General features: G+C 51.7%; 24 protein-coding genes. All 24 read left to right on the top strand.

Annotation, left to right across the window (positions count from 1 at the left end; genetic code table 11):
• The first annotated feature begins 9 nt into the window (after nucleotides 1-9).
• The 24 genes from rnpM to ymfI all read left to right on the top strand — a co-directional run bounded on the left by rnpM (nucleotide 10) and on the right by ymfI (nucleotide 26,675).
• Nucleotides 10-324: an RNase P modulator RnpM gene (gene rnpM / locus EV294_RS07845; protein WP_091181683.1), complete on the top strand. Its 315-nt coding sequence runs from the start codon at nucleotides 10-12 to the stop codon at nucleotides 322-324.
• Complete coding sequence (locus tag EV294_RS07840) at nucleotides 317-667, top strand: L7Ae/L30e/S12e/Gadd45 family ribosomal protein (protein ID WP_091183487.1); 351 nt, start codon at nucleotides 317-319, stop codon at nucleotides 665-667. Before rnpM ends, EV294_RS07840 begins: the two co-directional genes overlap by 8 nt.
• Complete coding sequence (gene infB / locus EV294_RS07835; RefSeq protein WP_132305578.1) at nucleotides 633-3,422, top strand: translation initiation factor IF-2; 2,790 nt, start codon at nucleotides 633-635, stop codon at nucleotides 3,420-3,422. The genes EV294_RS07840 and infB overlap by 35 nt, the downstream gene beginning before the upstream one ends.
• 7 nt (nucleotides 3,423-3,429) lie before the next feature.
• Nucleotides 3,430-3,786: a 30S ribosome-binding factor RbfA gene (gene rbfA / locus EV294_RS07830; protein ID WP_015844983.1), complete on the top strand. Its 357-nt coding sequence runs from the start codon at nucleotides 3,430-3,432 to the stop codon at nucleotides 3,784-3,786.
• Nucleotides 3,783-4,775, top strand: a complete 993-nt coding sequence (locus tag EV294_RS07825) for a DHH family phosphoesterase (RefSeq protein ID WP_132305576.1) — start codon at nucleotides 3,783-3,785, stop codon at nucleotides 4,773-4,775. Before rbfA ends, EV294_RS07825 begins: the two co-directional genes overlap by 4 nt.
• Nucleotides 4,776-5,678 carry a tRNA pseudouridine(55) synthase TruB gene (gene truB / locus EV294_RS07820; protein ID WP_132305574.1) on the top strand — a complete coding sequence of 301 codons (903 nt, stop codon included), beginning with the start codon at nucleotides 4,776-4,778 and terminating at the stop codon, nucleotides 5,676-5,678.
• Between the two features lie 35 nt (nucleotides 5,679-5,713).
• Nucleotides 5,714-6,661 (top strand): bifunctional riboflavin kinase/FAD synthetase, encoded by a 948-nt coding sequence (locus EV294_RS07815; protein WP_132305573.1) that lies wholly within the window; start codon nucleotides 5,714-5,716, stop codon nucleotides 6,659-6,661.
• 164 nt (nucleotides 6,662-6,825) lie between these two features.
• Entirely contained in the window at nucleotides 6,826-7,095 is a 270-nt protein-coding gene (gene rpsO / locus EV294_RS07810; RefSeq protein ID WP_132305571.1) for a 30S ribosomal protein S15, read from the top strand.
• Nucleotides 7,096-7,324: 229 nt separating this feature from the next.
• A complete protein-coding gene (gene pnp / locus EV294_RS07805) occupies nucleotides 7,325-9,406 on the top strand; it encodes a polyribonucleotide nucleotidyltransferase (RefSeq protein ID WP_132307139.1) in 2,082 nt (693 codons plus the stop codon).
• Between the two features lie 180 nt (nucleotides 9,407-9,586).
• Complete coding sequence (locus tag EV294_RS07800; protein WP_132305569.1) at nucleotides 9,587-10,594, top strand: polysaccharide deacetylase family protein; 1,008 nt, start codon at nucleotides 9,587-9,589, stop codon at nucleotides 10,592-10,594.
• A gap of 182 nt (nucleotides 10,595-10,776) precedes the next feature.
• Nucleotides 10,777-12,042, top strand: a complete 1,266-nt coding sequence (locus tag EV294_RS07795) for a M16 family metallopeptidase (RefSeq protein WP_132305567.1) — start codon at nucleotides 10,777-10,779, stop codon at nucleotides 12,040-12,042.
• Nucleotides 12,023-12,466, top strand: a complete 444-nt coding sequence (gene dut, locus EV294_RS07790) for a dUTP diphosphatase (protein ID WP_132305565.1) — start codon at nucleotides 12,023-12,025, stop codon at nucleotides 12,464-12,466. The genes EV294_RS07795 and dut overlap by 20 nt, the downstream gene beginning before the upstream one ends.
• A 189-nt stretch (nucleotides 12,467-12,655) precedes the next feature.
• Complete coding sequence (gene dpsA / locus EV294_RS07785) at nucleotides 12,656-13,552, top strand: dipicolinate synthase subunit DpsA (protein WP_132305563.1); 897 nt, start codon at nucleotides 12,656-12,658, stop codon at nucleotides 13,550-13,552.
• Nucleotides 13,552-14,145: a dipicolinate synthase subunit B gene (locus EV294_RS07780; RefSeq protein WP_132305561.1), complete on the top strand. Its 594-nt coding sequence runs from the start codon at nucleotides 13,552-13,554 to the stop codon at nucleotides 14,143-14,145. Before dpsA ends, EV294_RS07780 begins: the two co-directional genes overlap by 1 nt.
• Before the next feature lie 231 nt (nucleotides 14,146-14,376).
• The gene (gene dapG, locus EV294_RS07775) at nucleotides 14,377-15,579 is read left to right on the top strand and encodes an aspartate kinase (RefSeq protein ID WP_132305559.1); all 1,203 of its coding nucleotides are present in this window, start codon (nucleotides 14,377-14,379) and stop codon (nucleotides 15,577-15,579) included.
• Nucleotides 15,580-15,633: 54 nt separating this feature from the next.
• Nucleotides 15,634-16,506: a 4-hydroxy-tetrahydrodipicolinate synthase gene (dapA, locus tag EV294_RS07770; protein WP_132305557.1), complete on the top strand. Its 873-nt coding sequence runs from the start codon at nucleotides 15,634-15,636 to the stop codon at nucleotides 16,504-16,506.
• A 205-nt stretch (nucleotides 16,507-16,711) separates the two neighbouring features.
• Nucleotides 16,712-18,391, top strand: a complete 1,680-nt coding sequence (locus tag EV294_RS07765; RefSeq protein ID WP_132305555.1) for a ribonuclease J — start codon at nucleotides 16,712-16,714, stop codon at nucleotides 18,389-18,391.
• Between the two features lie 131 nt (nucleotides 18,392-18,522).
• Nucleotides 18,523-19,266 (top strand): ClpP family protease, encoded by a 744-nt coding sequence (locus EV294_RS07760; protein ID WP_132305553.1) that lies wholly within the window; start codon nucleotides 18,523-18,525, stop codon nucleotides 19,264-19,266.
• Nucleotides 19,266-19,493, top strand: a complete 228-nt coding sequence (locus EV294_RS07755) for a YlzJ-like family protein (protein ID WP_132305551.1) — start codon at nucleotides 19,266-19,268, stop codon at nucleotides 19,491-19,493. The genes EV294_RS07760 and EV294_RS07755 overlap by 1 nt, the downstream gene beginning before the upstream one ends.
• A 79-nt stretch (nucleotides 19,494-19,572) precedes the next feature.
• Nucleotides 19,573-22,299, top strand: a complete 2,727-nt coding sequence (locus EV294_RS07750) for an FtsK/SpoIIIE family DNA translocase (RefSeq protein WP_132305549.1) — start codon at nucleotides 19,573-19,575, stop codon at nucleotides 22,297-22,299.
• A gap of 123 nt (nucleotides 22,300-22,422) precedes the next feature.
• Nucleotides 22,423-23,217 (top strand): spore cortex-lytic enzyme, encoded by a 795-nt coding sequence (sleB, locus tag EV294_RS07745; RefSeq protein ID WP_132305547.1) that lies wholly within the window; start codon nucleotides 22,423-22,425, stop codon nucleotides 23,215-23,217.
• A 185-nt stretch (nucleotides 23,218-23,402) separates the two neighbouring features.
• The gene (gene yfmF / locus EV294_RS07740) at nucleotides 23,403-24,629 is read left to right on the top strand and encodes an EF-P 5-aminopentanol modification-associated protein YfmF (RefSeq protein ID WP_132307138.1); all 1,227 of its coding nucleotides are present in this window, start codon (nucleotides 23,403-23,405) and stop codon (nucleotides 24,627-24,629) included.
• 4 nt (nucleotides 24,630-24,633) lie between these two features.
• Entirely contained in the window at nucleotides 24,634-25,929 is a 1,296-nt protein-coding gene (gene yfmH / locus EV294_RS07735) for an EF-P 5-aminopentanol modification-associated protein YfmH (RefSeq protein ID WP_132305544.1), read from the top strand.
• The gene (gene ymfI / locus EV294_RS07730; RefSeq protein WP_132305542.1) at nucleotides 25,929-26,675 is read left to right on the top strand and encodes an elongation factor P 5-aminopentanone reductase; all 747 of its coding nucleotides are present in this window, start codon (nucleotides 25,929-25,931) and stop codon (nucleotides 26,673-26,675) included. The genes yfmH and ymfI overlap by 1 nt, the downstream gene beginning before the upstream one ends.
• The last annotated feature ends 23 nt before the right edge of the window (nucleotides 26,676-26,698 follow it).

The following is a 26,698-nucleotide window of genomic DNA, read 5'->3' as shown; positions in this document are numbered from 1 at the left end:
GGGTGTGCGGTGAGACCGAGAAAAGTGCCGCTTCGCAAGTGCGTGGCATGCCAAGAAATGAAGCCAAAGAGAGAACTCATCCGGGTTGTTCGGACACCAAACGAAGAAGTGCTTATAGACCTGACGGGGAAAAAAGCCGGTCGCGGCGCCTATTTATGTGGACAGGTCAGCTGCTTTAAGCTGGCTAAGAAGTCCAAGGCGCTTGACCGGGCATTAAAGCAGGCAGTCGACGCATCGATTTACGACCAGCTTGAACAGGATTTCATAGCGGTAGAAGACGAGTTTCTGGCAGGCAAGGAGCGGGAAAGCGATGAAGATGAATAAAGGCTTGTCTTCGCTCGGAATGGCCATGAGAGCCGGAAAGCTTATTACCGGAGATGAAATTGTGCTCAAGGCGGTTCGTAAGGGTGAAGCGCAGCTCGTTATTATAGCGGGTGATGCTTCTCCAAACACGAAGAAGAAGTTTCGCGACAAATGCAACACCTACGGGGTACAGCTCGCCGAAGCATTTGACCGCGATCAGCTTGGAAAGGCCATTGGAAAGCCGGAACGAGTCGTACTGGCGGTAACTGACGCAAAGTTCGGAAAAATGATTGCAGGTCATCTGAGTCAAAATTCGGAGGTGGATAATATTGAGCAAACAACAGGACAACAGCAAGGACAATAAAGATAAAACCCGCGTATACGAATACGCGAAATCGCTAAACATGAGCAGTAAAGAAATTATAACGATTCTTAAACGGCTTAATCTGCCCGTTAATAATCATATGAGTGTCATGGAAAACGAAATGGTTCAAAAAGTGGAAGGCTTCTTCCGCGATATTAAGCAAAATGCGGCCGCAAAGCGTGCCCAGGAATCCGGCAGTGCTACCGTATCGGCGGCACCTCAGCCACAGGCGCAGACTGCAAGCAAGCCGCAACCTAATCAAACGGTACAAAAAAATCTATCTCAGGACAGACAGGGGCCTATGAATTCTATTAAAACGACATCCGAAACCAACCAATCGCAACAAGAACAACGTCCGCAAAGTCAGCAAGAAAATACAAGCAACACGGCTTCAAGCCAAGCCAACCCTACTGCCGGCGGCAGCAGCTCCAGCAATAATAACAGACCGCAGCACAGCGGTAACCGTCAAGGTTCCTACCAAGGCAACCGTCCGCAAGGTCAAGGCGGCCAAGGCGGCAATCGCCCGCAGGGCGGCGGATACAACCGTCCGCAAGGTCAAGGCGGCCAAGGCGGTAATCGCCCGCAGGGCGGCGGCGGATACAATCGTCCGCCGGGTCAAGGCGGTCAAGGCGGCAATCGTCCACAGGGTCAAGGCGGCGGATTTAACCGTCCGCAGGGTCAAGGCGGCGCACCAGGCGGCAACCGTCCGCAGGGCCAAGGCGGCGCGCCGGGCGGCAATCGTCCGCCAGGTCAAGGCGGCGGCCAAAACCGTTCGTTTGATGCGGCCCGTCCGGCACCAACTTCGCGTGGTACTGCCGCAGGCGAAACAAACAACCGCAAAGGCAACAACGCAGTAAACAAGAGCAGAGTAAATAACAGCGGCAGCCAGAAGCGTTTTGACGACGGCAAGCCGAACTTCAGAACAAACTCTAACAACCGCGGCAAAGGCGGCAGAAATAACCGTAACCATTCCCAACAGCCTCCACGGGAGAAAATCGACAATACGCCTAAGAAAATCATTGTTCGCGGTACAATGACAGTAGGCGATCTGGCAAAGCTTCTGCATAAGGATGCTTCCGAGGTCATCAAGAAACTGATTTCTCTTGGCGTAATGGCGACCATTAACCAAGAGCTGGATATGGATACGATTCTTTTGATCGCACAGGAATTTGGCGTAGAGGTTGAAGTGAAAATTCCGGTTGAAGAAGATACCTTCGAAACCGTGGAAGAAGTGGATGACGAAGCGGATCTGACTACTCGTCCACCGGTTGTTACGATCATGGGTCACGTTGACCACGGTAAAACAACTCTGCTTGATGCTATTCGCCATACGAACGTAACCGGCGGCGAAGCTGGCGGCATCACGCAGCATATCGGTGCTTATCAGGTTGAGATCAATCATAAGAAAATTACGTTCCTCGATACGCCGGGTCACGAAGCGTTTACGCTTATGCGTGCTCGCGGTGCTCAAGTAACGGATATTACGATTATCGTAGTTGCAGCCGATGACGGCGTTATGCCTCAAACCGTTGAAGCGGTCAACCATGCAAAGGCCGCTGGCGTACCTATTATCGTTGCGGTTAACAAAATCGATAAACCGGACGCAGATCCTGACAAAATCAAGCAGGCGCTTACCGAATACGAGCTTGTTCCGGAAGAGTGGGGCGGCGATACCATCTTCGTGAACGTATCGGCTAAGCAACGTCTCGGACTGGAAGAGCTGCTCGAGATGATTCTGCTCGTAGCTGAAGTTAATGATTACAAAGCGAATGCGGACAAACGCGCACGCGGTACGGTTATCGAAGCCGAGCTTGACAAAGGTAAAGGTCCGGTAGCTCGCGTTCTCGTGCAGCACGGCTCGCTTAAGATCGGCGATGCTTTCGTTGCCGGCAACTGCTTCGGTCGCGTCCGCGCAATGGTGAACGATAAAGGCCGCCGTATCAAAGAAGCGGGACCTTCTACTCCGGTTGAGATTACCGGTCTGACAGAAGTTCCTCTAGCCGGCGATCCGTTCATGGTATTCGAAGACGAACGCAAAGCAAGAGCCATTGCGGACCGTCGCTCGATCAAGCAACGTCAGTCGGAGCTTGGCGCGAATTCCCGCGTTACGCTTGACGATCTGTTCAAGCATATTCAAGAAGGCGAGATCAAAGAGCTCAATATCATTATCAAGTCTGACGTTCAAGGCTCGACAGAGGCGCTGAAAGGCTCTCTGGCGAAAATTGAAATCGAAGGCGTTCGCATCAAGATCATTCACAGCGGCGTAGGCGCGATCACGGAGTCCGATATTAACTTGGCAGCGGCATCCAACGCTATCGTAATCGGCTTTAACGTTCGCCCTGAGCCTCAGGCTGATCTTGCCGCGCAACAGGAGAAAGTGGATGTGCGTCTGCATCGCGTCATTTACAACGTAATCGAAGAGATCGAGCAAGCTATGAAGGGCATGCTGGATCCAATCTTCAAAGAGGTTGTTCAAGGCCAAGCTGAAGTACGCAACATCTTCAAGCTCAGCAAAGTTGGCGCTATCGCAGGATGCATGGTTATCAGCGGCAAAATTACGCGTAACTCCGAAGTTCGCGTCATCCGCGGCGGTATCGTTGTATTCGAAGGTAAACTGGATACCGTTAAACGCTTCAAGGATGATGTTAAAGAAGTCGCTCAAGGCTACGAGTGCGGTATTACGATCGAGCGGTTTAGCGACTTCAAAGAAGGGGATATTATTGAAGCCTTCGTAATGGAGTCCGTAGAGAGGTGATTAACGCATGGCTAAAATTCGTGTAGGACGGGTCGGCGAACAGATTAAAAAAGAGCTGAGCCAAATTATCCAGACCGAGTTGAAGGACCCTCGTATCGGATTTATTACGGTAACGGGTGTTGAGGCGACAAGCGATCTTTCCCAGGCGCGTGTCTACCTCAGCGTGCTCGGCAGCGAAGAACAGAAAGAAGAAACCCTTAAAGCGCTTGGCAAAGCAAACGGATATCTCCGTTCGGAGCTTGGCAAGCGGATGCGTCTACGTCATACACCGGAACTTCTGTTCAAATTCGACAGCAGCATCGAGTATGGCAGCCGCATCGAGGGGCTGCTCGAAGAAATCAACCGCGGGAATAAAGGCCAATGACGGCCGGCGCGGACTACGGGCAGCAGCTTGAAACTGCACTTGCATTTATGCGGGAAGGAGACGACTTCTTAGTCGTCTCCCACGTGCAGCCCGATGGTGATGCGATCAGCTCTACATCGGTTATAGGCTGGATGCTTGATCAATTGGGGAAAACAAAAAGGCTGATCAATGAAGGAGAATCTCCTTCACGGCTTAATTACTTAAGAGGCTTTGATCAAATCGTCAATTACCGCAAGGAGAAGCCGGGGCAAACGTACACGCATGTCATTGCGGTCGATTGCGCCGATTTTCGGCGTATTGGCGAGGTTTCAGCCTTGTTTGCGCAGGACGCAAAAATACTTAATATCGACCATCACCCTACCAATGACGGGTTTGGGGCGGTTAATGTCATTCGTCCCAATGCGGCGGCTACGGTTGAGATCCTGTATGATCTGATCGAATGGTCCGGTTTTAACATCGATGTGGAATGCGCAACGGCCATCTACACGGGACTGCTAACGGATACCGGCGGTTTCCGCTATTCCAATACTAGTCCCAAAGTGATGGATGTGGCTTCCCGCATGCTCTCACTCGGCGCGCCGGGACACCAGCTCGCTGATCATTTGCTCGAGAAGATGACGATGGCCAAGCTGAAGCTTCTTCAGCGCTGCTTGGCGAGGCTGACCTTTACGGAGGATCAGCAGATCGGCTGGCTGTACGTGGGCAAGGATGATATGAAAGAGATCGGCGCTGTGCCGGATGATTTGGAAGGGATCGTTAATTACGCACTCAATATTGACGGCGTGGAAGTCGGAATTCTTTTCAAAGAAACGGAAGATGGCGGAGTGAAGGCAAGTCTGCGTTCCGCGGGAAAAGCGGATGTTGCGGCTATTGCTCAAGCGATGGGCGGCGGCGGGCATGTCCGTGCGGCCGGATGCCGGATGCAAGGGACGCTTACCGAAGCCATGCAGGAGCTTGTTGAAGCCGTTAGAAAGGCGTTGAATGAATAGATGGACGGAATTATTGCCGTATGGAAGCCTGCCGGTTGGACGTCACATGATGTAGTGGCGAAAGTACGGCGAATCGTTCGTATGAAGCGTATCGGGCATGCGGGAACTCTAGATCCCATGGTTACCGGCGTTTTGCCGCTGTGCCTGGGAAGATCAACAAGAGTGGTTGAATATTTACAGGAGAGGCCAAAAGCCTACGAAGCGGTCATTCAGCTCGGCACAGCTACGGATACGGAAGACTTGACGGGGACAGTCCTTGAAGAGCAGACTGGAATCAAGGTTACGAGAGAGCAAGTTCAGCGGGTGCTGCAGAGCTTTGTTGGCGAGATTGATCAGGTTCCGCCGATGTTTTCCGCCGTGAAGGTAGATGGCAAGCGGCTTTATGAGCTGGCAAGGGAAGGCAAGACCGTTGAACGGAAATCACGCAAAGTGACCATTCATCGGATTGATCTTCTGAATGCGGATCTTGATGCGGATAAACCCCGTTTCGCGTTTTCCGTCATTTGCTCCAAGGGTACGTATATTCGCACGTTATGCGTGGATATCGGCCGTGCCCTTGGCGTTCCGGCTGCAATGGCAGAGCTCACCCGGACGATGTCCGGGGGTATTACGCGAGAGCAATGCGTTACGCTTGAAGAGCTGGAGGAGCTGCAGGCTGCGGGCAGGCTGGAGGAGAAGCTGCTTCCTTCTGATATCGCCATTGATCATCTTCAGCGGGTTCAAGCAAATGCGTCGGTTACCGAGATGGCGCTTCGAGGGCAGAAAATACCGTACAATCGGATGGCCGCTTCCTTCGATTCCAGCAGTCTCGTACGCCTATATGGAGAGAATGATGCTTTTATCGGAATTTTTGAGGCCGATGATCAAGCATTGGCGCTTAAGCCGGTGAAAGTATTTTCCTAACCGGGATTATATAGAGGAATTGCAGGTGTATCAGCATGGAAATTATATCCCTTACTTATCCTTTATCCGAATGCCCGGCTTTGCTTCAGAACAAGAAGCTCGCTGTGGCAATCGGACATTTTGACGGGGTTCACCGCGGCCATCAGAACGTGATTAACCAAGCGGTGCAAATCGCGAAGGACACGGGCGCATTGTCTGCCGTGATGACCTTCCTGCCGCATCCGAAAGAGGTTCTTGGACAAGGCGATCAATATTTCAACTGCTTAACGCCGCCGGAAGAGAAGCAGGCTTTGTTTGCCGAGCTTGGCGTGGATATCATGCTGGTGGTGAACTTTGACCTGACCTTTGCCGCAATCAGTCCGCAGCAGTTCGTAGACGAAGTGCTGCGTCCTTTGCGGGCCGGGCATGTTGTGGTTGGATTTGATTTTACTTTTGGAGCCAAAGGCATGGGCAATCCGGAAATGATGAGAACGTTGGGCAATCCCGATATTACCGTCGATATCGTCGAGCCTCTTTACGAGAACGGCGAAAAGGTAAGCAGCACGTACATCCGGGCCGCACTCGAGAAAGGTGACATCGCCCTGGCAACAACACTGCTCGGCCGTCCTTATGAAGTGGAGGGCATTGTTGTACACGGAGATGCGCGCGGAAGAACGATCGGTTTCCCGACGGCCAACGTAGGGTTGTCCAAGCCTTACGTAACTCCTTGTCTCGGCGTATTTGCCATTAAGGCGAAGGTGGCGGGCAAGACTTATTACGGCGTGCTCAATCACGGAATGAAGCCTACGTTTAACAAAGAGGAGATTCGTCCCGTGTTGGAGGCGCATCTGTTCGATTTCCATCAAGATATATACGGAGAGCCAATTGAGCTTGAATTCCACTCCTTTATCCGGGCGGAGAAACGTTTTGGTTCGGTACATGAATTAATTGAGCAGATTGGGGAAGACGCGAAGCAAACCAAGCAATTCTTTGGCTTGTCCTAAGCGCGGCATTTACTTGCTATCTTCATTGTGCTATACTAAAAAACGTTGTGGGCGAGAACGGCTTGTCCGTAAATCGTGCCGCACTTGAACCTTAGCTTGGAAATCAGCTCTCACCGGCGGTTTCGAGGCTAACGGCGATTAACTGAAACAGGAGGTGAACGAGGATGGCAATTACACAAGAGCGTAAGCAACAACTGATCGACACTCACAAAACACACGCGAGCGATACGGGTTCCCCGGAAGTTCAAGTGGCTATCCTGACGGAAAACATCGTGAACTTGACGCAACATTTGCGGGAGCACAAGAAAGATCATCATTCCCGCCGTGGTCTGCTCAAGATGGTAGGTCAACGCCGTAAGCTGTTGGCATACCTGAAAAACAAAGATGTTAAACGTTATAGCGCATTGATCGAAAAACTCGGCCTTCGCCGCTAGAACAAGTTTCATGAAAAGCAACCTGGTTGTCTTGCCGTCCGGGCTACCGGAGCCGGCAGAATCGGGTTGCTTTTTGTAATATCGCAACATTCAGCAGGATATACCAGCCCTGTTCACGAATGTAATGAAAACCAATGGTTACATAATGACTTTAAGCACATGCTTGCTTACGAGCAAGTATGGCTTCAAATTTCTTTTTTAGGAGGGAATACGTTTGCAACGAGTAGAGATGTTATTAGGCGGCAGACCGCTTGTTTTGGAAACAGGCCGTTTGGCGAAGCAAGCCAATGCTGCTGTAACGGTACGCTACGGGGATACCGTTGTTCTTTGTACGGTAACGGCTTCGGCTGAACCGAAAGATCTGGATTTCTTCCCGCTTACGGTTAACTATGAAGAACGTTTGTATGCGGTTGGCAAAATCCCTGGCGGATTTATTAAACGCGAAGGACGACCGAGCGAGAAAGCGATTCTGAGCAGCCGATTGACGGACCGGCCGATTCGTCCGCTGTTCCCGGAAGGCTTCCGTAACGATGTTCAAGTAGCGAATATCGTGATGAGCGTAGATCAGAACTGCACGCCGGAAATTGCGGCAATGATCGGTACTTCCGCAGCGCTGAGCATTTCCGATGTACCGTTTAACGGTCCTATCGGCGGCGTTAACGTAGGTCGTATCAACGGTCAATTCATCATTAACCCGACTGTGGAGCAAGAGGCGGAGACTGAGATCTTCGTTACCGTTGCGGGTACGAAAGACGCTATCATGATGGTGGAGGCCGAAGGCAATGAAGTGCCAGAGGACGTAATGCTCGAAGCGATCATGTTCGGCCATGATGAAATCAGAAAAATCGTCGCAACGATTGAAGAACTTCAAGCTGCCGCAGGCAAACCAAAAATGGAAGTCAAGCTTCATACCGTTAACGCGGAAGTGAACGCTGCCGTTCGCGCCTTCGCTTCGGAGAAACTGGTTGCAGCTATCCGTATTCCGGAGAAGCATGCTCGCCAAGACGCAATTGATGCCGCAAACAGCGAGACTGTCGCTCACTTCGAAGAAGTATACGCCGAAACTCCCGAGCTTCTGGCAGACGTAAAAGAAGTGCTGTACGACATCGTAAAAGAAGAAGTCCGCCGTTTGATTACGCATGACAAAGTGCGTCCTGACGGCCGCGCGCTTGACGAGATCCGCCCAATCGAATGCGATGTGGCTTTGCTGCCGCGTACGCACGGTTCCGGTCTGTTTACGCGTGGACAAACACAAGCATTAAGCATCTGTACGCTTGGTGCGCTTGGCGACGTTCAAATCCTGGACGGCATTAGTCCGGAGGAGACCAAACGCTTCATGCACCATTACAACTTCCCGCCGTTCAGCGTTGGTGAAGCACGCCCGCTTCGTCCTCCTGGCCGCCGCGAGATTGGCCACGGAGCACTGGGCGAGCGCGCATTGTCGAAGGTTATTCCTTCTGAAGCGGACTTCCCGTACACAATCCGTCTTGTATCCGAAGTTCTGGAATCGAACGGTTCGACGTCCCAAGCAAGTATTTGCGCAAGCACGCTTGCCATGATGGATGCAGGCGTACCGATTAAAGCACCAGTAGCGGGTATCGCAATGGGCCTGATCAAGGACGGCGACCATTTCTCCATTTTGTCCGATATCCAAGGCATGGAAGACCATCTCGGCGACATGGACTTCAAGGTTGCAGGTACGGCGCAAGGGGTTACCGCGATCCAAATGGATATCAAAATCAACGGTATCGACCGTGCGATTCTATCGCAAGCGCTTGAGCAGGCGCGTATCGGACGTATGCATATTTTGGGCAAAATGACGGCAGTCATGTCCCAATCGCGTTCGAGCTTGTCGCAATACGCTCCTAAAATCCTTACTCTTCGTATCAACCCTGATAAGATTCGTGACGTTATCGGCTCCGGTGGTAAGATCATCAATAAAATTATTGAAGAAACCGGCGTGAAAATCGATATCGAGCAAGACGGCATGGTGTTTATCGCTTCTTCCAACGAAGAGATGAACCAACGCGCGAAAGCGATTATCGAGGGAATCGTAAAAGAAGTCGTGGTAGGCGAGGTTTACCTCGGAACCGTGAAACGGATCGAGAAATTCGGCGCGTTTGTTGAAATTCTCCCGAACAAAGACGGACTCGTTCATATTTCGCAGCTCTCTACCGAGCGCGTGGCGAAGGTGGAAGATGTCGTTGCGATTGGCGATCAGATTACGGTAAAAGTTACGGAAATCGATCAGCAGGGCCGAATTAACCTGTCCCGCAAAGCTGTTCTGACTCCAGAAGTTCCAGCGCAGTAATCCTACTGCGCTTCCATAAGCAAGACAGCAAAGAGCCAGATTTGATCTGTCTCTTTTTGTTTTGCTTGGGAAGCATAATCTCGTCCAGCTCCACATACCTATTAGACAAGCGCAGGCGTATGGATAAGCTATGCCTGCATCCGCCGCGGAAGCGGCGTATAACGATAAGTAGGAGCTGGAATGATGCGTATGCGGAAAAAAATCATCGGGCTTGGTGCTGCCTTTATCGTACTATTTGTTTTTATCCGGCTGAACGTAGGGGGCGTCATGGATTACATTCAAGCCGTTAAAGGGCAGGAAGCTGTCGTTACGGGGACAGAGCCCTCTATTTCCGATGAGGAAAAAGCGAAGCTGCGGGAAACCATAGAAGCAGAGGCTCAGCAGCGCTATGTTGAACCCGTTGATGCGCGGATTGACCGGGTGTGGAAGGCGATTCCCGGCTATAACGGGCTGGAAGTCGATGTCGAAAAAACGTATCAGCAAACGCTTGCAAGCGGTAATACCACGCCTATCCAGTATGTATACAAAGAGGTTCCTCCGAAAATTTCTTTGAAGGATTTGGGGCCATGGCCGATCTATAAGGGCAATCCGAACAAAAAAATGATCGCGATCATGGTTAACGTCGCTTGGGGGAACGAATATCTCCCGGCCATATTGAACACCTTCGATAAAGAAAACGTTAAGGCTACCTTTTTCTTGGATGGCTCTTGGCTGAAGAAATACCCGGATGTTGCGAAACAGATTCAGGAACGGGGACATGAAATTTCGAATCATGCGTATTCGCATCCCGACATGAAAACCCTAAATAGGCAATCCCAGTATACGCAAATTTCCCGTACCGAGGATTTAATCAAGGGGACGCTCGGCGCGCAGAACAAATGGTTCGCTCCGCCTTCCGGCTCTTACAATCAGACAACGGTTCAGGTTGCCAGCGAGCAGGGCTTGATGACGGTTATGTGGACGATTGATACGGTAGATTGGCGCAAGCCGTCGCCGGATTGGATTATCCAGAAAATTTCCTCGAAGCTGGAGCCCGGCGCGCTTATTCTCATGCATCCAACCGCTTCGTCAAGGGATGCGCTTACTGGGATGATCCGGGAAGCGAAGCGGCAGGGGTACGCGCTGGGCACGGTTAGCGAAACGTTGTCATCCGACCGTCTGCCTGCTGCGGTTGAGCAGACTCCCTAAATTTGTTATAGTGAAATCATTCATCTTCGGCCCATGCATGCTTACGAAGCATGAATCACCGCAGACGGTTGATAACCAACCTTTGTGTGGCAATTCATTAAGCTCATGCTTACGAAGCATGAATCACCGCGGATGGTTGATAACCAACCTTTGTTTGGCAATTCATTTTAGGAGGATACCAAGTGAATAAATACACGCTCAGCAATGGCCTCCGCGTCGTTGTGGAATATTTGCCGACATTCCGGTCGGTCTCCTTCGGCATTTGGGTAAAGACCGGTTCTCGCAATGAAACGCCCGAGAACAACGGGATTTCCCATTTTATCGAGCACATGCTGTTCAAGGGCACGAACGGCCGCACAGCTAAGGACATTGCCGATCTGTTTGACGGGATTGGCGGCAACGTAAATGCTTTTACATCCAAGGAATACACCTGCTACTTCGCAAAGGTATTGGATGAGCATCTTCCTCTTGCGGTCGACGCATTGTCGGATATGTTCTTCGAATCTAAGCTGGATGCGGAGGAACTGGCAAAAGAGAAAAACGTTATTTTGGAGGAAATCTCCATGTACGAGGATACGCCGGATGACAAGGTGCATGATGAGGCTTCACGAGCAGCCTACGGCGATCACCCGCTTGCTTATTCCATTCTTGGTCTGGAAGAACGCCTTACGGCCATGAATTCGGAATCGCTGCGCGGTTATATGAATGATACATACACGATTGAGAATACGGTAATCAGCGTTGCCGGCAACGTGGAGGAAACCAAGCTTCTGGCACTCCTCGAGCAATACTTCGGCCGCTTTCAGAACAAAGGAAAGAGCAGTATTGTTACGGCTCCTACGTTCCACGGCGATTATGTTTACTTCAAGAAAAAAACGGAGCAGAATCATCTCTGCCTTACCTTCCCAGGCTGTTCCAACTCTGACCCGCAGCTATATGCCATGATTCTGCTTAACAATGCGCTTGGCGGGGGCATGAGCTCAAGGCTGTTCCAGGAAATCCGCGAGAAGCGGGGCCTGGCTTATTCGGTTTATTCCTATCATACGTCTTATGCGGACAGCGGATTGTTTACCGTTTATGCGGGAACAGCGCCGAAGCAGACGAAAGATGTGCTTGATCTGACGCTTGAGCAGATGGAAGAGCTTTCGGTGAAGGGACTTAGCGACGAAGAATTGCATCGCGGGAAAGAGCAGCTGAAGGGCAGCCTGATCCTGAGCCTTGAGAGCACGAGCAGCCGGATGAACCGCCTCGGCAAAAACGAATTGATGATCGGAAGACACTATACGTTAGACGAAATGCTGCAACGCATCGACAATGTCACGATGAAGGATGTACGCGAAGTAACGGAGCGGATGCTGTCCGTGCCGTTTGCCGTTGCCATGGTTGGAACTAACGATAAAGCTGCAGCTCAGATCGGGAGGGATCGTTTTGTTTCAAATTCTCTTTAAACGATTGCCGGGTAATGAAGATATCGCATTGCCTGGTAAAATGTCCGAGTGGGCTGCGGGCTTTGACCTGCAAGCCGCTGTAAACGAGCCGGTCGTGCTTGCGCCAGGGGAGCGCAAGCTGATCCCGACCGGCCTTGCGATGGCGATGCCGCCGCAAGTGGAAGCTCAGGTCCGTCCCAGAAGCGGACTGGCATTCAAGCATGGTATCACTTGTTTGAACTCACCGGGCACCATCGATGCGGATTACCGCGGCGAAGTGAAGGTACTGCTCATTAATCTGGGCCAGGAGCCGTTCACCATCAACCGCGGCGAGCGTATCGCCCAAATGGTGATCCAGCGGCTGCCGGAAATCACGATCGCCGAAGCGGATGAGCTTCCCGATACTGTCCGCGGCGCAGGCGGTTTCGGGCATACCGGCGTGTAAGAACGGGATGGGGTATCAAACGAAAACCCAAAATATCCGGTCTGCACTCAATTGAACCATAAAAGCACCAAGACCAGGTTAACCTTGGTTTTGGTGCTTTTTTTGCATTCCGAAATATTGGCTTTCACCATTCTGGGCGCAGGGCATAAGATGGTCTATAGCTAGTGCGCAGAAAGGAGTGAAGCCTACATGCTAACAGGCGTTCAAATACTGCTGCTAGGAGGCGATGCGAGACAGCTTGAAGTCATTCGCAAGTTAACGGAGCTGGATGCAACCGTAACGGTGTCCGGTTTTGACGGACTGCATTCTTCCTTGGACGGCGCAGTGCAAGCCGAATTTGACGAAAGTTTGTTTGACGATGTTGATGCACTGCTGCTGCCTGCAGTAGGCACGGATGATAACGGCTTTATTCATGCTGTATTCAGTGACCGCCAGATGCAGTTGGAGGATCGACATATCGCTAGGCTGCCTAAGCATTGCAAGGTGTATGCCGGGATGGCAAAGCCCTATTTGCGGGAGCTTTGCGAGAAGCATCAGATTGGTCTTGTCGAGCTGTTCGACCGTGATGATGTTGCGATCTACAACTCCATTCCGACGGCAGAAGGGGCCATTATGATGGCCATTCAGAATACGGATATTACGATACATGGATCAACAAGCATGGTATTGGGATTTGGCAGAACCGGGTTTACGATGGCCCGGACCTTGCAGAGCTTAGGCGCAAAAGTACTGATTGGCGTAAGGCGCAGCGAGCATTTCGCAAGGGCTGCGGAGATGGGTTTTACGCCGTTTTACACAAGTCAACTCCTCCAAAATACGGGTAATATTGACTTGCTTTTTAATACAATTCCGACTATGATAATCACAGCGCAAATTATAGCAAATTTGCCTTCGCGAACCGTTATTATTGACCTTGCTACAAAGCCTGGCGGAACCGATTTCCGCTTCGCCGAGAAGAGAGGCATTAAAGCGATACTCGCGCCCGGACTTCCCGGTATCGTCGCACCTAAAACAGCTGGACGAATCATAGCGGATTGCTTGACTCAGTTGATTACGGACGATTCGATAAAGCGGGGGAATGGGTAATGGATTGGACAGGGAAAACAGTCGGGTATGCGCTGTCTGGCTCGCACTGTACATTGGCTGAAATTATGCCTCAAATAAAAAGGTTTGTCGATGCTGGCGCAAATGTGGTGCCAATCGTATCGCAATCCATTATGACAACAGACACGCGATTCGGATCGTCTGAAGAATGGCAGACGCAGCTGAAGGCGATAACCGGCAATGAAATTATTTCGACGATTGTGCAGGCTGAACCGCTTGGTCCGGCAAAGCTTTTCGACGTGCTTCTGATTGCCCCATGCACGGGCAGCACGACAAGCAGACTCGCGAACGCGATTACCGATAGCGCCGTGCTTATGGCGGCGAAAGCTCAAATGCGCAATCTAAGGCCACTTGTGCTTGCAATTTCGACTAATGACGGTCTCGGATTAAATGCTGCTAATATCGCAAAGCTGTTAGTCGCTAAAAATATTTATTTCGTGCCATTTGGCCAGGATAACCCGGCACAAAAACCAAACTCGCTTGTGGCGAGAATGGATCTGGCTTTGGAAGCATGCGAAGCAGCCTTGCAGGGGAAACAGCTGCAGCCGTTACTGATTGAGCGGTTCAACTATTAAGATGCTCTTATAGGTGTATCATCTATTACAAGCAGGCGGCGACGTATTCGGGACGCTGGCGATTCAGCCGGGGGCCTTGAATTCGATTACGCCGCTTGTTTTGTCTTCATTCATTCAAATTGAAATTGTTCGACTTGTGCCACAAAAACAACTACGACCGGGAAGATGTCTGTCTTCGGTTAGGCATATCCACTCAGACATCTTTGTATCGGTTACGGAGGAAAGACAGCAATGCGCATCCTGGTACAAAAGTTCGGGGGCACTTCACTTTCGACCGATCATGCTAGAAGCTATTGTCTTCAACATATTGCAAGAGAGCTCGCAAATGGCTATAGCGTTGTAGTCGTTGTTTCGGCGATGGGACGTTCCGGGGATCCGTACGCTACGGACACCTTGCTTCAGCTCATCCGCAGCAACGGCGATAAGCTGCCGGCGCGGGAGCGGGATATGCTGCTGGGCTGCGGTGAGATTATCTCGGCCGCGGCGTTATGCAGCTTGCTTTGCTCCGAAGGGATACCATCCGTCGTTTTAAACGGCGGCCAAGCAGGAATCATTACGGATGATCAATACGGCCACGCCCGGATTAAAGAGCTGCGTCCCGAGAAGATATTGCAGCATTTGCGGGATGAAAAGGTCGTAATTGTAACCGGGTTTCAAGGAAGCACGGAAAGCGGCGACATGACGACGCTCGGCCGGGGCGGGAGCGATACGTCGGCAACCGCGTTAGGCGCGGCGCTTCGTGCAGAAATGGTTGACATTTATACGGATGTTAACGGGATATTGACGGCGGATCCCCGCATCGTGGAAAATGCGAAGCCGCTCCAGGTTGTCAGCTATGCGGAGATCTGCAATATGGCACGCCAGGGAGCGAAAGTCATTCATCCGCGCGCGGTGGAAATTGCCCAGCAGGCAAGAATACCGGTACGCGTAAGATCGACCTTCTCCATGGAGGAAGGGACTCTCGTCTCCGATGCGGCGTTCACCCCGGTTACCGACCGTCAAGCTACGGGGATTGCGCATGTATCGGGGGTAACGCAAATAACGGTTAAAGCGATCGAGGGCAGAAGCGACGTGCAGCTTCAAGTGTTCCAGACGATGGCAAAGCATCATATCAGCGTTGATTTTATTAACGTTACGCCAAGCGGAGCGGTATACACCGTATTCGACCAGGACGCTGACCGGGCAGTATCGGTTCTTCAGGAATGCGGATATGATCCGCTCGCTGTTCGCGGCTGCGCCAAGGTGTCCGTCATTGGCGGCGGTATGAACGGCGTGCCGGGCGTTATGGCCCGTATAGTGGAAGCCTTAACCGAGGAAGGCATTACAATCATGCAATCCGCCGACTCCAATACAACGATTTGGGTACTGGTGAAGGCAGAGGATATGGTGAAGGCCGTAAGGGCGCTTCATGCGAAGTTTGAACTTCATATATAATCGATAATAGCTGTTGCGCTTACGAAGTGAAGTACTTTTCAGGAGGTCATAACAATGGATTTTGGTAGATTAATTACTGCAATGGTCACGCCTTTCGATGAAAATGGTCAAATTGACTGGGACACGACCGGTCGTTTGATCGATTATCTGATTAAAGAACAGCAAAGCGACACGCTTGTTGTATCCGGCACCACGGGTGAATCCCCAACTTTGACGGAAGATGAGAAAGCGGAGCTGTTCCGTTACGCTATGGAGCGCGCTGCCGGCCGCTGCAAAATTATTGCCGGAACGGGAAGCAACAATACAGCGCATTCGATTCATCTGACGAAGGTAGCGGAAGATGCTGGCGTAGACGGAGTGCTTCTGGTTGCGCCGTACTATAACAAGCCGAATCAAGAAGGCTTGTATCAACACTTCAAAGCAATCGCTGAATCTACCAATTTACCTGTCATGCTCTATAACGTTCCAGGCCGCACAGGTATTAATATTTCCGTTGAAACCACACTCCGCCTTGCGGAACTTGATAATGTGGTTGCAACCAAAGATTGCGCATCCTCCGATCAGTTGTCGCAGATTATTGCCGCAGCTCCGGATCATTTCCGTGTTTACAGCGGCGATGACAGCGCAACACTGCCGACTCTTGCGATTGGCGGTTACGGTATCGTAAGCGTGGCGAGCCACATCATCGGCACTAAAATGAAGCAGCTGATCGAATCGTACCTGAGCGGCGATGTAAAGCAGGCAGCCAAGCTTCATGCGGAATGCTACCCGGTGTTCAAAGGCTTGTTCGAATGTCCTCATCCGGTTCCTAATCCGGTTGCCGTTAAATACGCGCTTGAGCTGCGCGGCATGCCTGTAGGAGGGGTTAGGCTTCCGCTCGTGGCAGCCAGCGAAGCCGAAGCGGCTTTTATTAGCAAGCTGGTCTAATATAATTTTGATTTGACCTCGATAAGCAGGGCGGAGAGATTATCTCCGGCCTGCTTTTTTTGCATTCGCGAGCGGGACAAACGGGCGGTTGTTTCACCTTGTTTTCCGTCTTTTTCATCATGTATAATGAGGTCAAGTGAAACGGACGGAAAATTCATACAATTAGCTGGAACGGAGAATGGTTTCATTCGAAGGAGGTAAGCACTTGTCGAAGAAAATTCAGGATAAGCTGCTCGTATTTGCCCTTGGCGGAGTTGGCGAGATTGGCAAGAATATGTATGTTGTTCAGTATTCGAACGATATTGTCGTCGTGGACGCGGGACTTAAGTTCCCCGAAGAAGATATGCTGGGGATCGATATCGTTATTCCGGATATTTCCTATTTAACGGAAAATCGGGATAAAGTCAGAGCCATTCTGATCACGCATGGCCATGAAGACCATATCGGCGGTTTGTCCTACGTACTGAAGCAGCTGAATGTCCCCGTGTATGGAACCAAGCTGACATTAGGGCTGATTGAAGGGAAGCTGAAGGAAGCCGGTCTACTCGGGGAGACCAAGCGGATCGTAATCGATGCGGATTCCGAAGTGCAGCTCGGGACAATAAGGGCAAGCTTTTTCAAAACGAATCACAGCATTCCGGACTCCATTGGCGTTGCGCTTGATACGCCGGAAGGAACGATCGTACATACCGGTGACTTCAAATTTGATTACACGCCGGTGAATGGTCAGTACGCGGATTTAAAACGGATGGCGGAGATCGGCCAAAGAGGCGTACTCGCACTCCTGTCGGACAGCACCAATGCGGAAAGACCCGGTTATACGCCATCGGAGAAAAATGTTGGGGAAGCGCTTGAAGATATTTTTCGCAAGTCCTCTCAACGCGTAGTCGTGGCAACCTTTGCTTCCAACGTGCATCGAATTCAGCAGGTTATCAACGCCGCAATTGCAACTAACAGGCATGTGGCTGTTGTCGGGCGCAGCATGGTTAATGTCGTCACGGTCGCATCGGAGTTGGGGTATCTGCACATTCCGGACGGAATGATAATTGAGCCCGAGGAAGTGAATAAGCTGGCTGCCGACCGCGTGGTCGTTCTGTGCACGGGCAGTCAAGGCGAGCCCATGTCGGCCTTAACGAGGATGGCGAGGTCGACTCATCGCAAGGTTGATATTTTGCCTGGGGATACCGTTATCATTGCCGCTACGCCTATACCGGGAAATGAGCGTTACGTCGGCAGAACCGTGGATGAGCTGTTCCGCTTGGGCGCTCATGTCATATACGGCCCCGGTTCCATATCGGGCGTGCACGTGTCGGGTCACGGAAGTCAGGAAGAATTAAAGCTGATGCTTAATTTAATCAAGCCGAAATATTTTATACCGATCCACGGGGAGTACCGGATGCTTAAGCAGCACGCTCAGCTCGGGGAAGCCGTAGGTATTGAACGGAGTCATATATTTGTCATCGAGAACGGGGAAACCGTTGAGTTTCAAGATGGTCTAGCCCGGAAAGGCTCCAAGGTGCAGGCAGGCAATATATTGATTGACGGGCTTGGCGTGGGAGATGTCGGCAACATTGTGCTGCGGGATCGCAAGCTTCTATCCCAGGACGGCATTCTTGTTGTCGTTGTTACGCTCAGCAAACAGGATGGGGGATCCATTATCTCAGGTCCGGACATTATCTCTCGCGGTTTTGTATACGTGAGGGAATCGGAAGGGTTGTTAGACGAAGCAACCAAAATTGTCACTTCAACGCTTAATAAGCTGATGCATGATAAGGTAAACGAATGGGCTTCGCTCAAAACGAATGTAAAAGATGCCTTAGGGCGCTTCTTATACGAACAGACCAGACGTCGGCCAATGATTCTTCCGATTATCATGGAAGTTTAACTTGAAAGAACGTTCCAACGAGGAGTGATCGAGCTCCTGAGGGGCGTTCTTTTTTGCTTGCGCAAGCCGTATAAATTCGCCATTCCACCTCATACTATGACGAGCGCTTACGTTAACGAGGGGGAATAAATATGAATTACATGAATGAAGATCAGCCGCAGCAGCCGGATCCGGCAGAGAGCGAGAAGAAGAAGCAAAATTCGATCGTGGAAACGATACAGCAATTAGGGCAGACGACTACTCCGGCGTCGGAATCGAATATTTTCTGCATGACGATTATCGGACAGGTGGAGGGCCATATCGTCCTGCCGCCGCAAAATAAAACAACCAAATACGAGCATCTCATTCCGCAGCTTGTCGCCGCGGAGCAAAATCCGAAGATCGAGGGCATTCTGATCGTGCTCAATACCGTTGGCGGCGACGTTGAAGCGGGACTTGCCATCGCCGAGATGATCTCTTCCTTGTCCAAGCCTACGGTGACGCTGGTGCTTGGCGGCGGACATTCCATTGGCGTTCCGATTGCAGTGGCGGGCAACATGTCCTTTATTGCGGCGACGGCCACCATGACCATTCATCCGATTCGTCTGAACGGTCTCGTTATCGGAGTACCTCAAACGTTCGAATATCTGGATAAGATGCAGGAGCGCATCTTGAAGTTTGTGACCATGCATTCCAATGTGACGGAAGAGAAATTTAAAGAACTGATGTTCAAGACCGGCGAACTTACGAGAGATATCGGCACAACCGTTATCGGTTCGGATGCCGTGAAATACGGCCTGATTGACGCGGTAGGCGGATTAGGGGATGCGCTTAGGGAGCTTAACAGCCGGATCGCCGAGCGTAAGCCTGCAGCGCAGACAGGGGTGTACAATTAATGACGCTCTATACGATTATGCCGCTTGAGAATGTCTTCGACGGCATTCACGGAGAACCGGAGCCTTCCCAGGAAGTATGGGTCAACGGCGTATTTATGCAGGTTCAGCCCGTAGCGCCGGGTATGGGGAAAATCGTTCGCCTGCTTCATTGCAGCCTCGATGATTATTTAAAGCCGGAGCTCGCACCGGGTAATTTCGTCATGTTCGGACAGCCGCCGATGTCGTAAAAATACGTACAAAGGTTCTTATGTCCAATAGGAACCTTTGCCTGGATATGGTATAATGCTAGGCAGAGGTGACGAAGCATTGGCTAAGAAAAGACGAAAGAAAAAATCGATAACTACGCAATTAAAATATGAAGTATACGGTATTTTGCTTATTACGGTATCGGTAATTGCTTTATCGGGAGAGGCTACGGTTGGACGCTCCTTGTCCAAGCTGTTTGGCTTGTTCCTGGGCAAGTTTTATTTTGTATTGGCACTGGTCGGCATTTACGTCGGACTGGTTGTCATGGTCAAAAGGGCTTGGCCGCGCGGTTGGACCAATCGTCGGACAGGCCTTCTTGTGTTTGTTTTGGCCCTTGCGTTATCCAGCAGCATAGCCGAAATCGACCGTAAGCTGCTTCCGACTTCCGACTTGACGGGTGGAGCTATTCTTCACCAGCTTGGCCAGGACATGAAGGACGAGCTGTTGTCATTCGACGGTGCCGATGACAGGCCGATCAGCCAGCGAGCCATAAGCGGCGGTTATATTGGGGCAATCGAATATTCGATGCTGTTCACGCTTTTCGGTTATTTTGGCTCCAAGCTGATTGCAGGCGTTATGTACGCTATCGCCATTATGCTGCTTACGGGCAAATCGTATGTGGAGCTTGCCCGTATCGGCCGGGACAAGAGCATACGAATGTTCAAGCTGCTTGCCGCCAAATGGTCGAAGGGGGCGGCGCTTCGGAGCGCAGCCAAATCAAACAAAGCCGTCAATCCCCCGGTATTCGCGCAATCCGATGCGATTGACGACGATGACGAGGATGATGATTACGCGGCAGCACTTCCGCCAAGGCGCAAGAAATCGCTTTTCTTCTCCTGGAGACATCAGGAACAGAACAATCAGCCTGAAGCGCAAAACGCCCATGACGATTGGTCAATGAACGAAGAGCATTACAACGGAGGACACGACGGCGACGCCAAGCCACATTGGGCGAAAGCACAGCCTTGGGATGACGACGAACAGTGGGACCCCAACGGCGAAGGCGATTCCGGTATGAGTCACAAGCAACAGGAGGACGGGCTTCCTCCATGGGAGGAGCAGCAGCCTGAGCCCGGCAGCCATACTTCCGCTGCTCCTGCATATAACGAGTTCGAGGAAGACGAGGAGCCGGCTGTCATTACAAGATTGGTTCCGCGCGCAGATACATACGACGAGGTAGAGCCAGAGGATCACCATATAGCTGAGGCCGTTATAACGGACTCAGCTCGATATGCGGAAGATTACGAGCAACACGAAACGGAGCCTTCCGCCCCGGGGCAGGAGCCTCAGGAAGATATTGCGGAAACGGATAAGTCCGCAACGACGGGTATCCATCAGCCGGCATCGGATGCGCCTGTCAAGAAGCCATACTTGCTGCCGCCTTTCTCTCTGCTTGCCAAGCCAAGCTTGATGGCAAGAGGCGGCGACGGGGCGGATGCCATGGATTCGAAGCGTAAGCTGGAAGCCACGCTGGAGAGCTTTGGCGTGAAAGCCAAGGTGCTTGATGTCGTGCGCGGTCCGGCGGTTACGCGTTATGAGGTTCAGCCGGCATCGGGCGTGAAGGTAAGCCGGATTGTCAGCCTGACGGACGATATCGCCTTGGCGTTAGCCGCAAAGGATATCCGCATGGAAGCGCCGATTCCGGGTAAATCGGCGATCGGCATCGAAGTTCCTAATATGGAAGTATCGATGGTGACCATGCGCGAAGTCATGGAAACCGCCACCTTCCAAAATGCTCCGTCCAAGCTGTCGATCGCGTTTGGCCGGGATATTTCCGGTCAACCGATCATTGGCAACCTGGCGAGAATGCCCCATCTGCTGGTAGCCGGAGCTACGGGTTCGGGTAAATCGGTCTGCATTAACGGTATCATCACCAGCATTTTGTACAAGGCCGCTCCGGATGAAGTAAAGTTTCTGATGGTCGACCCTAAGATGGTTGAATTAAACGTATATAACGGTATTCCGCATTTGCTTGCGCCGGTTGTAACAGACCCAAGGCGCGCGGCACTTGCCTTGAAGAAAATTGTTGTCGAGATGGAGAAGCGCTATGAGCTGTTCTCCAAATCGAGCACGCGAAATATCGAAGGCTACAACGCTTTGATGGCCGAGAATCCCAAAGCCGTACTTCCTTACATCGTCGTAATTGTCGACGAGCTTGCGGATTTGATGATGGTTGCGTCAAACGACGTTGAAGATTCCATTGCAAGGCTTGCCCAGATGGCCCGCGCCGCGGGCATCCATCTCATTATCGCTACGCAGCGTCCGTCGGTAGACGTTATTACGGGGGTTATTAAAGCGAATATCCCGTCCAGGATTGCCTTCGGCGTATCCTCGCAGGTCGACTCCCGTACCATTCTGGACATGGTTGGCGCGGAGAAGCTGCTGGGCAGAGGAGACATGCTGTATCTGCCGGTTGGCATGTCGAAGCCGATTCGCGTGCAAGGGGCCTTCTTGTCCGATCAGGAGGTCGAGGCCCTTGTCGATTACGCAAGAGGTCAGGCCGAAGCGGAATACAAGGAAGATCTGGTGCCTGAGGTAGAGGAAGAGTCGGCAGATCCGGAGGAAGTACTGGACGAGCTATACGATCAAGCCGTTCAGATCGTTCTCGAAGCGAAGCAGGCATCCGTATCGCTTCTTCAGCGGCGGATGAGGGTTGGTTATACCCGCGCGGCAAGGCTTGTGGACCAAATGGAAGCACGGGGGATCGTGGGTCCTTACGAAGGCAGCAAGCCGCGGGAGGTCCTGATGTCGATCGAGCAATACCAGGCCAGCCGCATTCCTTCATGAGCAGCCTCGGCCTTTCCTGCGGCAATACGCAATGATGAATAGAAGCAGGAATCCCTTCTCATACTAGAGTTAGGTAACGCAGCTAATCGCGGACTAACTTGCAAGAGAAAGGCAGAATCCTACATGAAAAATCGATTAATTGTCGTGACTGCCATCATCGTGATGGTATTGTTCGGAATGCATTCCCTCCAGCAATCATCGCAGGATGATGCAAAAGCAACGTTCAGCAATGCTACTTTAACGGTAGGTTCATCCGGCTCGGATGTCTACGAGCTGCAGGGCAGGCTTAAATATTTGGGCTATTACAACGGTGCGATCGACGGGAGCTTCGGTACCAAGACGAAAAATGCGGTGACTTGGTTCCAATGGAAGTTCGGGATGAAATCCGACGGGGTAGTTGGGGCAAAAACCAAGCTCAAGCTGTGGGAGGCCACGAAAAACTGGCAGCCGACCGCTGCGGACACCGGCAATACATCCGGCAGCTCCGGCAGCGGCAGCAACAACGGCTCGGATACCGGGTCTTCAAGCGGAAGCACGCCGTCGAAATCCAATAATCTCGGTCTTTCGGAAAGCGATTTGAAGATTATGGCGAATGCGGTATACGGGGAATCGCGCGGCGAACCGTACGAAGGCCAGGTAGCGGTAGCAGCCGTTATTCTGAACCGCTTGAAGTCGCCGAGCTTCCCGAACACAATCTCCGGCGTTATCTTCCAGCCTCTTGCGTTTACGGCAGTGGCTGACGGCCAGATCTGGCTGACTCCAAACGAAACGGCCCGCAAGGCCGTGCAGGACGCCATCAACGGATGGGATCCTACGGGCGGCTGCACGTACTATTTCAATCCCGAGACGGCAACGTCCAAATGGATCTGGTCCAGACCTCAGGTGAAGACCATTGGCAAGCATATTTTCTGTATGTAAGGATTATCAGAAGCAGCCTTTCTGCCTTGGGCAGGCAGGTTGCTTCTTCCATTTCGTATCGGTTAGAATGGGTATAGGAAGCATGAAAATGGAATACATTTACTATATTCCATTTCACTCGGAAGGAGCAAACGGAAGTGACATTATTCGAAAGAGGGCAAATCGGCCGGATTAGGCTGCATGTAATGCCAACCAAGCGGTTCAAGACGTTTGCGATATCGCTGTTCGCCGGACTGCCTTTATCTGAAGAGGCTGTAACAAAAACCGCGCTCGCCCCGTTTGTTTTGCGCCGCGGAACGGTATCTACGCCCGAGACGAAGGCTTTCCGCGAGAGGCTGGATGATTTGTACGGCGCCGGATTCGGCTTTGATGTATATAAAAGAGGCGATTCTCAAATCGTTCAATTCCGCATGGACGTGATCAACGATCATTTCGTATCGTCCGACGTTCCGCTGCTGAGTTCGTCGTTGAGGTTCCTTGGCGAAGTCGTGACGGAGCCGGTAACGGAAGACGGCGCATTCCGCCGCAAGTATGTGGATGCGGAGAAGCAGACGTTGACGAAGCGTCTGGAATCCATCGTTAACGACAAGATCCGGTATGCGGCTGAACGCTGCATGGAAGAGATGTGCGCCGGCGAGCCTTACCGTCTCCATCCTCTTGGCAAGCTGGAGGAAATCAGCTCCATTACGCCGGAATCGCTATATAGTCAATATAAACAATGGCTAAGTGAAGCCGCATTCGATTTATACGTCGTAGGCGATACTACGATGGATGAAGTAGCCGCCCTTGCGAAGGAAGCTTTCCGCATCGAGAATGGCCATCCTGCAAGCTACTCTGCTCCGTCTATCGCCCATGAAGTTCGCAATGTCAAAACCGTTGTCGAACGCATGGACGTTAACCAGGGCAAGCTGAACATGGGACTGCGTACGAATGTAGGCTATGGCGACGACGATTACGCGGCTTCCTTGATGTATAACGGAATTCTTGGCGGTTACCCGCATTCCAAGCTGTTCCTGAACGTCCGGGAGAAAGAGAGCCTTGCTTATTACGCGGCCTCCAGGCTAGATGGGCATAAAGGTTTGCTTACGATTCAATCGGGTATCGAAATCGACAACTACGAGAAGGCGGTTACGATCATCAAGGAGCAGCTGGAGAGCATGCGGCAAGGCAAGCTTTCCGACCTTGAGATGAATCAGACCAAAGCGATGATTGCCAATCATCTCCGGGAGCTGCAGGATTCCGCTTACGAGATGATCGCTTATGATTTTAATGCCGTGCTTTCCGGCAAAGAAAGAACGGCACAGCAGCTGCTTGACCAGATTGAAGCGGTAACGGCAGAGGATATCGTCCGGGTTGCGGGATTGGCGCAGCTGGATACGATTTATTTCTTGCGCGACCAGAAGGAGGCCTGACGGCATGGAGACACTCGACTATAAAGGCGTTCAGGAAACGCTATACCGCGAAGTGCTGGATAACGGCCTCGAAGTGATCGTCCTGCCGAAGGAAGGCTTTCAGAAAACCTACGCGACCTTTGCAACCAAATACGGTTCCGTCGACAACAAATTTGCCGTAGGCGATCAAGAGCCTGTTCGCGTGCCGGACGGGATTGCCCATTTTCTGGAGCATAAGATGTTCGAGGAGCCTACCGGCGATATCTTTGCCACGTTTGCTTCGCAAGGTGCATCGGCCAACGCGTTCACAAGCTTCGACCGTACCGTTTATTTGTTCTCCGCAACGGAGCAGATTCCGGCAAATCTCGAAACCTTGATCGATTTTGTCCAGCATCCTTATTTTACCGATCAGAACGTGGATAAGGAAAAGGGCATTATCGCACAAGAGATTAACATGTACAAAGACAATCCGGATTGGCGTGTATACTTCGGCCTGATTGATGCCATGTACCACACCCATCCTATTCATATTGATATCGCCGGTACCGTGGAGTCGATTTATCAGATCGATAAGGAAACGCTGTACCGCTGTTATGAAACGTTTTACCATCCGTCCAATATGCTGTTGTTCGTAGTAGGCGGAGTGAAGGCGGAGGAGGTATTCGAGCTTGTGCGCAACAATCAAGCCCGCAAGACCTTCAAGCCGCAAGGAGAAATCAAACGCTTCTTCGAGCATGAACCGGAAAGCGTTAAAGTGCCGAGGAAAGTAACGAAGCTCCCGGTATCGCTTCCTAAAGTCATGTTTGGCTTCAAGGAGAAGAAAACCGGACTTACGGGCCAGGCTCTCCTAAGCCACGAAGTGACCTCCAAGCTGATGCTTGACGCCTTGTTCGGCGCCAGCTCTGCCTTGTATCAGGATTTGTATGAGCAAAATCTAATTTCCGATTCCTTCGGAACGGAATTTAACGTTAGCACGGATTATGCTTTCTCGGTTATTGGTGGCGACTCGCCGAATCCGGATGAACTGCTTAGCCGAATCCGTACGGCTGTAGAAGAAGCGCTGCGCACGGGGATTGAACCTGCAGCCTTTGAACGGTCGAAGCGGAAAAAAATCGGCGGATATTTGCGGATGCTGAACTCCCCTGAAGCGATTGCCGGCGAATTTACGCGATACCGGTTCCGCGACAGCGACATGTTTGATCTCTTGTCCCTGTACGAGAATTGCACGCTGGAGCAAGTGAATGAACGGATCCGCGAGCATTTCGATTTCCAGCAGCTAGCGATATCCATCGTTGAGAAGCCGGACGGACAGCCGGTTTAATGAAGCCTTTCAAAGAAATGACGGTATTGATAACCGGGGGAAGCCGCGGCATCGGCGCTGCCATCGCGCAGCGCTTTGCCTCGGAAGGACTTAATATCGTCATTCATTATAGGGAATCGCATGAAGCGGCTAACGAAACAGCAAGAGCGTGCATGCGCCTGGGCGCCAATGTCATGACCATTTCGGCCGATCTTCGTTCGAAGGAGCAGCTCACGAGGATGAAAGAGAAGCTGGAGGCTCATGGCATGCTGCCCGATATCCTTGTCAATAACGGGGGAATCTCCCATTACGGCATGCTGATGGATGTGACGGAGCAGGAATGGGACGATGTGATGGCCGTGAACCTGAAGGGCATGTTTTTGTCCAGCCAGCTTTTTATGCCGAATATGATCTCCAACCGGTTTGGGCGGATTATTAACGTGTCGTCGATCTGGGGGATGTCAGGCGCTTCCTGCGAAGTGCTGTACTCCACAACCAAAGGCGGCATGAATGCCTTTACGAAGGCGCTCGCCAAGGAGCTTGCTCCTTCGGGAGTTACCGTTAACGCGGTGGCGCCGGGAGCCGTCGATACAAAGATGATGAGCGGTTTTAACGAGGAAGAGAAGGCGGCGCTCGAGCAGGAAATTCCGCTGGGCCGTTTCGGACAACCCGACGAAGTCGCTTCGCTGGTGTATTTCTTGTCCTTGCCGGAATCGTCGTACATAACCGGGCAGATCATTAGTCCAAACGGCGGATGGCATACTTAACGCCTCAGATCCGTGCGCGTGCG

This window comes from Paenibacillus sp. BK033, assembly GCF_004345425.1.
In the GTDB taxonomy this organism is placed as follows: domain Bacteria; phylum Bacillota; class Bacilli; order Paenibacillales; family Paenibacillaceae; genus Pristimantibacillus.
This window is presented reverse-complemented; position numbering and strand designations above follow the sequence as displayed.

Coding starts and splice junctions, on each gene's coding strand:
- EV294_RS07840 (WP_091183487.1), top strand. CDS start 317: ATGAATAAAGGCTTGTCTTCGCTCGGAATGGCCATGAGAGCCGGAAAG.
- rbfA (WP_015844983.1), top strand. CDS start 3,430: ATGGCTAAAATTCGTGTAGGACGGGTCGGCGAACAGATTAAAAAAGAG.
- EV294_RS07825 (WP_132305576.1), top strand. CDS start 3,783: ATGACGGCCGGCGCGGACTACGGGCAGCAGCTTGAAACTGCACTTGCA.
- truB (WP_132305574.1), top strand. CDS start 4,776: ATGGACGGAATTATTGCCGTATGGAAGCCTGCCGGTTGGACGTCACAT.
- EV294_RS07815 (WP_132305573.1), top strand. CDS start 5,714: ATGGAAATTATATCCCTTACTTATCCTTTATCCGAATGCCCGGCTTTG.
- rpsO (WP_132305571.1), top strand. CDS start 6,826: ATGGCAATTACACAAGAGCGTAAGCAACAACTGATCGACACTCACAAA.
- pnp (WP_132307139.1), top strand. CDS start 7,325: ATGTTATTAGGCGGCAGACCGCTTGTTTTGGAAACAGGCCGTTTGGCG.
- EV294_RS07800 (WP_132305569.1), top strand. CDS start 9,587: ATGATGCGTATGCGGAAAAAAATCATCGGGCTTGGTGCTGCCTTTATC.
- dpsA (WP_132305563.1), top strand. CDS start 12,656: ATGCTAACAGGCGTTCAAATACTGCTGCTAGGAGGCGATGCGAGACAG.
- EV294_RS07780 (WP_132305561.1), top strand. CDS start 13,552: ATGGATTGGACAGGGAAAACAGTCGGGTATGCGCTGTCTGGCTCGCAC.
- dapG (WP_132305559.1), top strand. CDS start 14,377: ATGCGCATCCTGGTACAAAAGTTCGGGGGCACTTCACTTTCGACCGAT.
- dapA (WP_132305557.1), top strand. CDS start 15,634: ATGGATTTTGGTAGATTAATTACTGCAATGGTCACGCCTTTCGATGAA.
- EV294_RS07760 (WP_132305553.1), top strand. CDS start 18,523: ATGAATTACATGAATGAAGATCAGCCGCAGCAGCCGGATCCGGCAGAG.
- EV294_RS07755 (WP_132305551.1), top strand. CDS start 19,266: ATGACGCTCTATACGATTATGCCGCTTGAGAATGTCTTCGACGGCATT.
- sleB (WP_132305547.1), top strand. CDS start 22,423: ATGAAAAATCGATTAATTGTCGTGACTGCCATCATCGTGATGGTATTG.
- yfmF (WP_132307138.1), top strand. CDS start 23,403: ATGCCAACCAAGCGGTTCAAGACGTTTGCGATATCGCTGTTCGCCGGA.
- yfmH (WP_132305544.1), top strand. CDS start 24,634: ATGGAGACACTCGACTATAAAGGCGTTCAGGAAACGCTATACCGCGAA.
- ymfI (WP_132305542.1), top strand. CDS start 25,929: ATGAAGCCTTTCAAAGAAATGACGGTATTGATAACCGGGGGAAGCCGC.